Source organism: Variovorax sp. GW823-FHT04B03 (genome assembly GCF_058796495.1).
This window is the reverse complement of record NZ_JBXAIT010000004.1, coordinates 762,205-774,441: the sequence shown is the minus strand read 5'-3', so window position 1 is coordinate 774,441 and position 12,237 is coordinate 762,205. Positions and strand designations below refer to the sequence as shown.

General features: G+C 69.1%; 9 protein-coding genes. 8 read left to right on the top strand and 1 reads right to left on the bottom strand.

All coding sequences use genetic code 11. The features are described from left to right. From AC1RAD_RS20925 to AC1RAD_RS20905, 5 genes are all read left to right on the top strand, one after another. On the top strand, positions 1-2,004 hold a 2,004-nt coding region (locus tag AC1RAD_RS20925; RefSeq protein ID WP_492736956.1), incomplete at its 5' end, for a YadA family autotransporter adhesin. Positions 2,005-2,089: 85 nt separating this feature from the next. Next, on the top strand, positions 2,090-3,241 hold the full coding sequence (locus tag AC1RAD_RS20920) for a DUF2827 domain-containing protein (protein ID WP_492736954.1): 1,152 nt from the start codon (positions 2,090-2,092) through the stop codon (positions 3,239-3,241). Next, positions 3,238-4,404 (top strand): DUF2827 domain-containing protein, encoded by a 1,167-nt coding sequence (locus AC1RAD_RS20915; protein WP_492736952.1) that lies wholly within the window; start codon positions 3,238-3,240, stop codon positions 4,402-4,404. The genes AC1RAD_RS20920 and AC1RAD_RS20915 overlap by 4 nt, the downstream gene beginning before the upstream one ends. 11 nt (positions 4,405-4,415) lie before the next feature. Beyond that, positions 4,416-5,006: a hypothetical protein gene (locus AC1RAD_RS20910; RefSeq protein WP_492736950.1), complete on the top strand. Its 591-nt coding sequence runs from the start codon at positions 4,416-4,418 to the stop codon at positions 5,004-5,006. A gap of 122 nt (positions 5,007-5,128) precedes the next feature. Beyond that, a complete protein-coding gene (locus tag AC1RAD_RS20905) occupies positions 5,129-7,387 on the top strand; it encodes an acyl-CoA dehydrogenase (protein WP_492736948.1) in 2,259 nt (752 codons plus the stop codon). Here the strand turns inward: AC1RAD_RS20905 and AC1RAD_RS20900 are convergent. Next, positions 7,293-8,147 (bottom strand): helix-turn-helix domain-containing protein, encoded by an 855-nt coding sequence (locus AC1RAD_RS20900; protein WP_062477152.1) that lies wholly within the window; start codon positions 8,145-8,147, stop codon positions 7,293-7,295. The two genes, AC1RAD_RS20905 and AC1RAD_RS20900, sit on opposite strands and share 95 nt — an antisense overlap. Before the next feature lie 132 nt (positions 8,148-8,279). Between AC1RAD_RS20900 and AC1RAD_RS20895 the strand changes: the two genes are divergently transcribed. From AC1RAD_RS20895 to AC1RAD_RS20885, 3 genes are all read left to right on the top strand, one after another. Continuing rightward, a complete protein-coding gene (locus AC1RAD_RS20895; protein ID WP_492736946.1) occupies positions 8,280-8,693 on the top strand; it encodes a hypothetical protein in 414 nt (137 codons plus the stop codon). Between the two features lie 166 nt (positions 8,694-8,859). Continuing rightward, positions 8,860-11,727, top strand: a complete 2,868-nt coding sequence (locus AC1RAD_RS20890; protein WP_159275666.1) for an aconitate hydratase — start codon at positions 8,860-8,862, stop codon at positions 11,725-11,727. A 4-nt stretch (positions 11,728-11,731) separates the two neighbouring features. Beyond that, on the top strand, positions 11,732-12,193 hold the full coding sequence (locus tag AC1RAD_RS20885) for a metallophosphoesterase family protein (protein WP_095746437.1): 462 nt from the start codon (positions 11,732-11,734) through the stop codon (positions 12,191-12,193). Positions 12,194-12,237: the final 44 nt, after the last annotated feature.

The following is a 12,237-nucleotide window of genomic DNA, read 5'->3' as shown; positions in this document are numbered from 1 at the left end:
AGCAACGTCAGCAGCCTCTCGACCTCCACGTCCTCGGGCCTGAGCACCGCCACGAGCAACATCGACAGCCTCTCGACCGGCCTCAGCACGACGAACAGCAACGTCGACAGTCTCTCGACCTCGACCTCGTCGGGCCTGAGCACGGCCACGAGCAGCATCGACAGCCTGTCGACCGGCCTGAGCACGACCAACAGCAACGTCAGCAGCCTGTCCACCTCGTTCTCGTCCGGCTTGAGCACCGCCTACAGCGGCATCTTCAGCCTGTCGACGGGCCTGAGCACGACGAACAGCAACCTGGGCAGCCTGTCGTCCTCGACCTCGACCGGCCTGAGCACCGCCAACAGCAGCATCGGCAGCCTGTCGACCGGCCTGAGCACCGCCAACAGTGGCATCGGCAGCCTGTCGACCGGCCTGAGCACCGCCAACAGCAGCATCGGCAGCCTGTCCACCGGCCTGAGCACGACCAACAGCAATGTCGGCAGCCTCTCGTCGGGCCTGAGCACGACGAACAGCAACCTGAACAGCCTCTCGACCTCCACGTCGTCCGGCCTGAGCACGGTCACGAGCAGCGTGAACAGCCTGTCGAGCTCGGTGTCCACCGGCCTGAGCACCTCGGCCAGCCGCATCGACAGCCTGTCGACCGGGCTGAGCACGGTGGGCAGCAGCGTCGACAGTCTTTCGACCGGCCTGAGCACGACCAACAGCGCCGTCGGCAGCCTGTCGACCGGCCTGAGCACGACGAACAGCAACGTGAGCAGCCTGTCCACCGGGTTGAGCACGACCAACAGCACCGTCAACAGCCTGTCGACCGGCCTGAGCACCACCAACAGCAACCTGGACAGCCTGTCCACCAGCGTGGGCGGCGCAGCCAGCGGCCTCTCCAGCCTGTCGACCTCGACGTCGACCGGCCTGAGCACGGCCACGAGCAGCATCAGCAGCCTGAGCACGACGGTCAACACGATCAACGACAAGGGCACGAAATACTTCCACGCCCAGTCGACCGGCGCCGACTCCGTGGCCAGCGGCAAGGAAGCAGTGGCGATCGGGCCGCGTTCCGAAGCCAGCGGCGCCAACTCCTTCGCGGCCGGCAACGGCGCGCGGGCCACGGCCGACGGCGCGGTGGCGGTGGGCTTCGGGGCGCAGGCCACGGGCACCAACGCGATCGCCATCGGTACCGGGGCGCTGGCCACGGGCTCGCAGGCGATCGGCGCGAACTCCCGTGCCGGCGGCGGCGGCGTGGCCCTGGGTGACGGTGCGGACGCCGGCGGCACGCCGCTGAGCAAGGCGCAGAACATCGCGCAGGGCACGGCCATCGGCTTCGGCGCGGTGGTCCAGCAGACCGGCGGCGTGGCACTGGGTGCGAACTCGGTGGCCTCGCGGGCGGCGGGCGTGGCTGGCTACGTGCCGGGCAGCGCGAATGCGCAGCAGGAAGCGGCCATCAAGGCCACGACCAGCACGCAGGCGGCGGTGTCGGTGGGCGATGCGGCCAACAACCAGTTCCGCCAGATCACGGGCGTGGCAGCCGGCTCGGCCGACAGCGACGCGACCAACGTGGCGCAGCTGAAGGCGGTCTCGGCGGCTGCGAAGGCCAGCAGCGTGCAGTACGCCACCAACCCCGACGGGTCGGTGAACTACAACCAGATCACGCTGGGCACCGAGACTTCGGGTCCCACGCGCATCAGCAACGTGGCGCCGGGCGTGCTGCCGGGCGACGCGGTCAACCTGGGCCAGCTGCAGCAGGTGCAGAAGCAGGTGGGCGACGTGGCGCGCATCGCCTACTCGGGCTCGGCGATGGCCTTCGCGATGTCGGGCACCTACCTGCCCACGCTGTACCCGGGCGAGAAGACGATCGGCATCGGCATGGGTTCGTACAAGGGCTACAGCGCCGTGGCGCTGACCTTCAAGGCCCTGTCGGACGACGGCAAGATCTCCTGGGGCGCGGGCCTGAGCTCCACCGGCAAGGAGTGGGGCGTCAACGCGGGCATCGGCTGGAAGTGGAAGTAAAAGGCCGTTAGGCCGACGCCCCCGGTCCGGTGGCTCCCGCGCCCTGCGCGCGGGAGCCATTGTTTTTTTGGTACACACTTCGGCCATGCGCATCGGTATTTCAGTCCTCTCCCACGCGGGGCAGAACATCTGGGAAAACGGAATGGGACAGAACGTCCTGTTCCTGGCCCGGCTGCTGCAACGCATCGAATTCGTCGAGTCCGTCACGCTCATCGACGCGGGCGACCAGCAGGCGATGCCGCCGCAGGTCGACCTGTCGGCGATGGGGCTCACGCTGGGCCGCGCCCGCGAGCTGACCGACGCGCTCGACGTGGTCATCGAAATGGCCGGCGCGCTCGACGTGCAGTGGCTGTCGTACTTCCGCGCCTGCGGCGGGCGCGTGGCCTTCCACGGCGTGGGGCAGCCTTTCGTGGCGCTGGCCGAGCCGATCGTCTTTGCCGACAAGGGGCACTTCGGCGCCACCGACCGCTGCGACGAGATCTGGCTGCTGCCCAAGGACGCGGCCTTTGCGCCGATGATGCGCACGCTGCACCGCTGCCCGGTGCACGAGGTGCCGTACCTGTGGTCGCCGCAGTTCCTGGCGCAGCGCGTGGACGAGGTGCAGGCGCAGGGCTTTCGCTTCGGTTACCAGCCGCGCACGGCGCAGCAGCCGGGTTTCCGGGTGGCGATCTTCGAGCCCAACATCTCGGTGGTGAAGTCGTGCAGCATCCCGATGCTGATCAGCGACGAGGCCTACCGCGCCAACCCGGAGCACGTCGCCGCGATGCACGTGCTCAACACGCTGCACCTGAAAGACCATCCGACGATGCTCTACCTGGCCAACTCGCTGGACATCGTGCGCCAGCACAAGGCCACCTTTCACGGACGGCACGACTTCGCGGGCTTCATGGTGCAACACGCCGACGCGGTGGTGTCGCACCAGTGGCAGAACGACCAGAACTACAGCTACCTCGACGCGCTGTACGGCAACTATCCGCTGGTGCACAACTCGCCCTGGCTGCGCGATGCCGGCTACTACTACCCCGACTTCGACATCGCCGTCGGCGCCGAGCAGCTGGCTGCAGCCGTGCGCGGCCACGACGCGCAACTCGATGACTACCGCGCGCGCAGCCAGCGCGTGTTCGACGCGATCGATCCGATGCACCCCGCCAACATCGACGGCTACGCGCAGCGGCTGCTGAACCTGGTCGGCGGCGATCCGGCGTTCCGTGCCGGCAACGCGAAGGTGGCCGCATGAGCAACGTGCAGAACCCCACCGCAGGCCCGCGCGCGGCCGTTTCACCCACCAAGCTGAAAGTCGGCGTCTCCATCTTCATCCGCAAGGGCGAGCAGAGCCTGTGGGAGAACGGCGTCTACCAGAACTGCCTGTTCCTCGTGATGCTGCTGCTGCGTTCGCCCTGCGTCGAGCGCACGGTGCTGGTGGCCGGCGGCGGCGACGGCGGCCCGGCCGACGCCACCAATTTCCTGGCCGACTCGCCGGTGCCGATCATCGACATGGCCACCGCCGCGCAGGAGCTCGACCTCATGATCGAGATGAGCGCGCAGCTCGGGCGCGACTGGTCGGTGGCGTTCCGCGAGCGCGGCGGAAAAATCGTCTCGATGCGCGTGGGCAACGACTACGTGATCGACATCGAGCGCATGACCTTCAACAAGCCGCACGGCATGCTGGTCAGCGGCGCACCGTACGACGAGGTGTGGACGCTGCCCGAGTACGAAACGTCCTGCAAGCCGTACTTCGCGAGCACCTTCCGCGCACCCACCAAGCTCATGCCGCACCTGTGGAGCCCGATGGTGGTCGAGAAGGCGATGGCGCGCGGCGCCGAGGGCAAGCGCTTCGCCTACGAACCGGGGCGCAAGCAGTGGCGCGTGGCCATCTTCGAGCCCAACATCTGCATGGTGAAGACCAGCTTCATCCCCATGCTGGGCTGCGAGTCGGCGCACCGCGCGCAGCCGCGCCTCATCGAGAAGATGTGGGTCTACAACAGCTTCCACCTGAAGGACAAGCCGAACTTCGTCGCTTTCGCTCAGAGCCTCGATCTGGTGCGGCACGGCCTGGCGACCTTCGAGGGGCGCTTTCCGCTGTACCAGGTGCTGCCGGGCGCGATCGACGCGGTCTTTGCGCACCACTGGGAGAACGCGCAGAACTACCTCTATTACGAGGCGCTGTACGGCGGCTGGCCGCTCATCCACAACTCGCACCTGATCGGCGACTGCGGCTACCGCTACCACGGCTTCGACTGCGAGGAGGGCGGGCAGGCGCTGCGGCGCGCATTCGCCGAGCACGACGCCAACCTGCCGGCCTACCGCGAGCGCGCCCGCGCACTCATCGCGAAGCTCGACCCGGAAGGCGAAGAGAACGTGCGCCTCTATTCGGCGGCCATCGAGAGCCTCTACGCGTGAAGGCGACACCGATGACCGTCCTTGCCCGATCCACCGTTGCAGCCTGCATGCTCGCGATGGCCGGCAGCGCGCTCGCGCAAGGCGTGCTGGCCCCGCCCGCGGCGCCGCAGGACACGCTCACGCGCGCCGCCGCCAGCGTGGGCGTGCAGCGCTGCCTGCCCGCGATCACGCGGCTGGCCACGCTCACCGTGCAGGGCAGCCGCGCGCACGACGTGCTGCTCGACTGGGACCGCAAGCGCCCCGATGCCGGCCCGGTGTTCTCACTGGTCGGCATCCAGTACCCGAACGCGGGCGTGGCCGCGTCGATCACCGCCATTCCCGACGACAGCGGCGCCTGCACCGTGGCGGCCGAGCGCATCTCGGTGGCACCCTTCACCTGCGCCAGCGTGGCCGAGCAGGAACTGAAGAACTACAAGCGCACGCCGCTGCTGCCGATCTACACGGTCTACACCGACGACAAGGAACCCACCTCGTCGGTCTCTCTGATCGACTCGCCGCCGGGCTGCCTCGTGATCCGCCGCTACGTCGAGTACGGCTGGCGCGATCCGAATGCGCCCGTGCCGGCCGCCGCGCCGGCGGGGCAGGCGCCCAAGCGCCGCTGAGCCTGCGGGGCGCGCGAGCCCGTCTCCGACACGCGTGAACGCCCTTGACCGGCCCGGTGCGGGCCGGTGCCGTCCAAGAATGGACGCATGCCGCGCGCTCCGGTGCGGCGCAAGGAGACCCCATGCCACTGGCGACCCTGATCGGCCGATGGGCGATGCAGCCTTTCTCCAAGGCCCTGCCGCCGCTGGGCGACACCGAGCGTGCCGCGCTCGAGGCCGGCACGGTCGGGTTCGAAGGCCAGCTCTTTGCCGGGCGCCCCGATTTCGATGCCCTGACGGCCGCCGGCCCCAACCAGCTCAGCGCGCGCGAAGAAGCCTTCCTGGCGAACGAGGTGCCCGCGCTGTGCTGCATGCTCGACGACCACGCCATCGACCAGGCGCACGACCTGCCGCCCGAGGTGTGGCGCTTCCTGCGCGAGAAGCGCTTCTTCGGAATGATCATTCCCGAGGCCTTCGGCGGCCTGGGCTTCGGCCACTACGCGCACGCGACAGTGGTGGCGCGCATCGCGAGCGTCAACGTGGCAACGGCCGTCACGGTGATGGTGCCCAATTCGCTCGGGCCGGCCGAGCTGCTGCTGCGCTACGGCACCGACGCGCAGAAAGACCACTACCTGCCGCGCCTGGCCGACGGCCGCGAGCTGCCGTGCTTCGGCCTGACCTCGCCCTATGCGGGCTCCGACGCCGCCGCGATTCCTGACCGCGGCGTGCTGGTCGAGCGCGAGTTCCAGGGCCGGCGCACGCGCGGCTTCCTGGTCGATTTCGACAAGCGCTACATCACGCTCGCGCCGGTCGCCACCGTGGTCGGCCTCGCGTTCCATGCCATCGACGAAAGCCGGCCCGAAGGCCAGCGCGAGCTGGGCATCACCTGCGCGCTGATTCCCGTGCCGCATGAAGGCATGGAGATCGGCCGACGCCACCGCCCGATGGACAGCGCCTTCATGAACGGCCCGATCCACGGCCGGCAGGTGTTCGTGCCGATGGACTGGGTCATCGGCGGCGAGGCGCAGGTGGGGCAGGGCTGGCGCATGCTGATGGAGTGCCTGGCCGCGGGGCGCGCCATCTCATTGCCCGCGCTGGGCTCGGCCATGCAGCAGACGGCGCTGTACGTGAGCAACGCCTACGGCCAGATCCGCGAGCAGTTCGGCCTGCCGGTGGGCAAGTTCCACGCGGTGGCGGGGCTGGTCGCGCAGATGTCGGCGCAGCTGTACGCGACCGATGCCGCGCGGCGCTTCACGGCGGCCGCGCTCGACAAGGGCGAGCGGCCCAGCGTGGCCAGCGCGATCCTCAAGGTGCAGCTCACCGAGGCCGGGCGCCGCGCGGTCAACCATGGCATGGACATCCTGGGCGGCAAGGGGATCATCTCCGGCCCGTCGAACCTGCTCGGCGTGGCCTACCGGCAGGCGCCGATCGCGATCACGGTGGAGGGCGCGAACATCCTCACGCGCGCGCTCATCGTGTTCGGGCAGGGCGCGGTGCGCTGTCACCCGCACGTGCTCGATGAGATGGCGGCGGTGCAGGCGAAAGACGAAACGGCGCTGGGCAAGGCACTCATCGCGCACGGCAAGCACGTGGCCGTCAACCTGTGGCACAGCCTCTTCGGTGCGCCGGTGCTCGGCGATCCGCCCGAGGCGCTGGCCCATGAGGCGCGGCTCATCGCGCGCATGAGCGCCAAGTACGCGCTCACCGCCGACCTGGCCATGGGGCTGCTCGGCGGCAAGCTCAAGCGCATGGAGCTGCTGTCGGCGCGGCTGGGCGACGTGCTGGCCCACCTGTACCTGGCGAGCGCCTGCGTGTGGCGCTACCGCGTCGATGCGGCGCCCGAGCTGCTGCCCTTCGCGCAGGCCGCGATCCGGCTGCAGCTGGACGAAGCCGGCAAGATCCTGCGCGACTTGTACGCCAACCTGCCGACGCCGGGGCGGCGCCTGCTGGGTGCACTGGTGCTGCGCCGCACCGCGCACCTGGCGCCGCTGCGCGACGTGCAACTGATGGCGCTGGCCGAACTGCTGCGCACGCGCCCGGACGTGGTCGCGCGGCTCGTGCCCGATCTGTCGGAGCCCGGCCCGGGCGGCCTGCGCGACCTGATGCAGGCGATGGCGCTCGGCGCGCGGCTGGGCGACGAGACCGCCGCGCTCAACAAGGTGCTGCGACGCACGCGCTCGCTCGACGAAGCGGCGCAATCGGCCAGCGACCCCGCGCTGGCGCTGGCCTACCTGCAGGCGGCCGACAAGGTCATCCAGGTCGACGACTTCGAAGGGCCGGCGCGCAACGCGGACGGCAGCGCCGGCCTCAGCGCGCCTGCTGCGCCGCCAGTGCCGTCAGCGCCGCCGCCGTCTGCTCGTCCGCCGGAAAGAACGACTCCACCGCGAGTTCCTGCAGCGTGACGTCCACCGGCGTGCCGAAGATCGTGATGGTGCTGATGAAGCTCAGCACGCCGCTGGGCATGACCACTTGGAACGGCACGGCCACCGCCGACAGCGCGGTGTCGAGCAGCGGCGCGTCGTGGCTCACGGCCGGCGGCGGGTAGCCCTCCAGCTCGTCGTGCAGCGCCTGCAGCACGGTGTCGCCGGTGGCGGCGATCTGCTGCTGCAGCCGCTCCAGCAGGTGCGTGCGCCATTGCGCCAGGTTCGCGATGCGCGGCGCCACGCCCTCGGGGTGCAGGCTCAGGCGCAGCACGTTGATGGGCGGTTTCAGCAGCTCGGCTGAGCAGCCTTCCATGAGCAGCGGCACCAGCGCGTTGTGCGCCACCAGGTTCCAGTGGCGGTCCACGGCCAGCGCGGGGAAGGGCTCGTGGCCCTTCAGCACCAGGTCGATGGCGCGGCGCGCCGAGGCCATGGCCGGGTCGTCGAGCGAGCGCTGGCGGTACATGGGCGCGAAGCCGGCGGCCACCAGCAGCGCGTTGCGCTCGCGCAGCGGCACGTCCAGCCGTTCGGCCAGGCGCAGCACCATCTCGCGGCTGGGCGCGGCGCGGCCGGTTTCCACGTAGCTCAGGTGGCGGGTCGACACCTCGGCCTCCTGCGCCAGGTCGAGCTGGCTCAGGCGGCGGTGGGTGCGCCAGTGCCGCAGGTGGGCGCCGAACGGGTCGCGCGCGCCGGGAAGGCCAGCGGCGGCGGCCTTGGACGAATGGGTGCGGGGGGTGTTCATGGAGCCGCATTCTGGCGCGGCGGCGGCGCGGCGCCATGACCTCCCAGGTCATCGACGCGATCCACGCCCGGCGGAATCATCGACCCCAACGCAGCAGGACTGGCCTGCAGCGTACCCACCCAGGAGATTCACATGTCTGTTTTCGCTTCCCCCCGCTTCCTGTCGAACGTGATGTGGGCCGACGCCGCTTCGTGCGCCGCGACCGGCGCGCTGCAGGTGGCGTTCACCGACGTCCTTGCCTCCCTGACCGGTCTGCCGGCCTGGCTGCTCATGGGCACCGGTGTGTTCCTGCTGGCCTACGCGGCGGCCGCCGCCTTCATGGCCAGCCGCCGCACGCCGCCGCGCACGCTGATCGGCCTCGTGGTCGTCGGCAACTTCGCCTGGGCCGTGGCCTGCGTGGCGCTGCTGGTGAGCGGCGTGTTCGCGGTCACCGCGCTCGGCATGGCCTGGGTGCTGGCGCAGGCGTTGTGCGTGGTCGTGCTGGCCGAGCTGCAATGGACCGGCCTGCGCCGCACCCGGGCCAGTGCCCAGATGGCGATGGCCTGAACGCCTGACGACCGTCCGCTCCACGCCCGCCGCACCCCGTGCGGCGGGCGTTTTCGCTATGAGAACGATAGTTCCGGGAGAGCCCGACAAGGAAGACCGACTACAGCCACTGACATTGAACCTCGCTATCCTTGAGAGGCTTCCACGAACACACAGGAGTCTTCTCATGGCCAAAGCCCCGGCGCACGCGTTTGCGTCCACCCTCAAGACCTTCAAGACCGCGTCGGGCAAGTCCGGCAAGTACTGGTCGCTGAAGGAACTGGCCAAGCAGTACCCCTCGGTGGAGCGCCTGCCGGTGTCGATCCGCATCGTGCTCGAGTCGGTGCTGCGCAACTGCGACGGCCAGAAGGTGTCGGCCAAGCACGTCGAAGAGCTGGCCCACTGGGCGCCCAACGCCGAGCGCACCGACGAAATTCCCTTTGTCGTCACCCGCGTGGTGCTGCAGGACTTCACCGGCGTGCCGCTCCTGGCCGACCTGGCCGCCATGCGCAGCGTGGCCGCCAAGCTGAACAAGTCGCCCAAGACCATCGAGCCGCTGGTGCCCGTCGACCTGGTGGTCGACCACTCGGTGATGGTCGACTACTACGGCACGCCCAAGGCGCTCGACCTGAACATGAAGCTGGAGTTCCAGCGCAACAACGAGCGCTACCAGTTCATGAAGTGGGGCATGCAGGCCTTCGACACCTTCGGCGTCGTGCCGCCGGGCTTCGGCATCGTGCACCAGGTCAACCTCGAGTACTTTGCGCGCGGCGTCTACAAGAGCCCGGCCGACAAGAGCGACACGCCCGTGTACTACCCCGACTCGCTGGTGGGCACCGACAGCCACACCACCATGATCAACGGCATCGGCGTGGTCGGCTGGGGCGTGGGCGGCATCGAGGCCGAGGCCGCCATGCTGGGCCAGCCGGTCTACATGCTCACGCCCGACGTGGTGGGCTTCGAGCTCACCGGCAAGCTGCGCGAAGGCGTCACGGCCACCGACCTGGTGCTGTACGTCACCTCGATCCTGCGCGCCGAAAAGGTGGTGGGCAAGTTCGTCGAGTTCTTCGGCCCCGGTGCCGCGTCCATCGCCGTGCCCGACCGCGCCACCATCGGCAACATGGCGCCCGAGTACGGCGCCACCATGGGCTTCTTCCCGGTCGACGAGATGACCGTGGCGTACTTCGAAGGCACCGGCCGCACCAAGGAGGAAGTGGAGCGCTTCGCCGCCTACTACAAGGCACAGGGCCTGTTCGGCATGCCCGCGCCGGGCGACATCGACTACACCAAGGTCGTCAAGCTCGACCTGGGCACCGTCTCGCCCAGCCTGGCCGGCCCCAAGCGCCCGCAGGACCGCATCAACCTGGGCGACCTGTCGACCAAGTTCGCCGAGCTGTACAGCAAGCCCAACGACGCCAACGGCTTCAACCAGCCGGCCGACAAGCTCAAGCAGCGCTACGCGCTGACGCGCGAAGGCCAGAGCGGCGACACCGAAGTGCCTCCGCCGCCGCCCGGCTCGCCGCGCCCGGTCATCGAGATGGTGGCCAACCGCTCGACCAAGGCCGCGGCCCACACCAGCGCCACGGCGCCGTCGGCGCCCAAGGGCGACGTCACCATCGGCAACGGCGACGTGCTCATTGCGGCCATCACCTCGTGCACCAACACCTCCAACCCGAGCGTGATGCTCGCGGCCGGCATCCTGGCCAAGAAGGCGGTGGAAGCGGGCCTGAAGGTGCAGCCACACATCAAGACCTCGCTGGCCCCGGGCTCGCGCATCGTCACCGAATACCTGGAGAAGGCGGGCCTCTTGCCGTACCTGGAGAAGCTGGGCTTCTACCTCGCGGGCTACGGCTGCACCACCTGCATCGGCAATGCCGGCGACCTCACGCCCGAGATCAACGAAGCCATCACGAAGAACGACCTCATCGGCGCGGCCGTGCTCTCGGGCAACCGCAATTTCGAGGCGCGCATCCACCCGAACCTGAAGGCCAACTTCCTGGCCTCGCCGCCGCTGGTGGTGGCTTTCGCCATCGCGGGCAACGTGATGACCGACCTCATGACCCAGCCCGTGGGCAAGGGCAAGGGCGGCAAGGACGTGTACCTGGGCGACATCTGGCCCACGCCGAAGGAGATCGACGACAACCTGCGCTTCGCGATGAACGCCAAGTCGTTCCGCGCGAACTACGAGAAGGTCAAGAGCGATCCGGGCAAGTTCTGGACGAGCATCAAGGGCACGACCGGCCAGGTCTACGACTGGCCCACCTCGACCTACATCGCCGAGCCGCCGTTCTTCGAAGGCTTCCAGATGCAGCCGCACGCGTCGGACGCGGGCATCCAGGGCGCGCGCGTCATGGCGCTGTTCGGCGACTCGATCACCACCGACCACATCTCGCCGGCCGGCTCCATCAAGGAAAGCTCGCCCGCGGGCATCTGGCTCAAGGCGCACGGCGTGCCCAAGGCCGACTTCAACAGCTACGGCTCGCGCCGCGGCAACCACGATGTGATGGTGCGCGGCACTTTCGCCAACGTGCGCATCAAGAACCTGATGATTCCGCCGGACGCCAACGGCACGCAGGAAGAGGGCGGCGTCACGCTGTTCCAGCCGGGCGGCGAAAAGATGTTCATCTACGACGCTGCCATGAAGTACATGGCAGCGGGCACGCCCACCATCGTGTTCGGCGGCGAGGAGTACGGCACGGGCTCGTCGCGCGACTGGGCCGCCAAGGGCACGCAGCTGTTGGGCATCAAGGCCGTGGTGGCGCGCAGCTTCGAGCGCATCCACCGCGCCAACCTGGTCGGCATGGGCGTGCTGCCGCTGCAGTTCCGCGGCGCCGATTCGTGGCAGACGCTGGGCCTCACGGGCGAGGAAAAGATCGATGTCGTGATCGGCGGCGAACTCAAGCCGCAGATGGACGTGAAGCTGGTCGTGCACCGCGCCGACGGCAGCCACCAGGAGGTGACGGTGCGCCTGCGCATCGACACGCCGATCGAGGTCGACTACTACAAGCACGGTGGCATCCTGCCGTTCGTGCTGCGGCAGCTGCTGGCGGCCTGATCGCTTGATCCGCGTCGGGCTCATCTCCGACACCCACGGCCTGCTGCGCCCGCAGGCCGTGGCGGCCTTGCAGGGCAGCGACTTCATCGTGCACGGCGGGGACATCGGCGACGCCGGCATCCTCGACGCACTCGCCGCGATCGCGCCGCTGACGGTGGTGCGCGGCAACAACGACCGCGAGGCGTGGGCCGGGGCCGTTCCAGAGACGGCATTCCTGAAGGTCGGCGACGTGCATGTCTACGCGATCCACGACCTTTCTCAGATCGACATCGACCCCGCCGGTGCCGGTGTGCGTGTCGTGATCTCCGGCCATTCGCACCAACCCAAGGTCGAGGAGCGCGGCGGCGTGCTCTACGTCAACCCGGGCAGCGCCGGCCCGCGCCGATTCAAGCTGCCTATCGCCGTGGCCGAACTGATCGTCGATGGCGACACCGTCAGCGCACGCATCGTCGAACTGCCCCTGTGAGCGGGGCGAGGTCGAATACCCCTAATTGAGAATAAATCTTATTT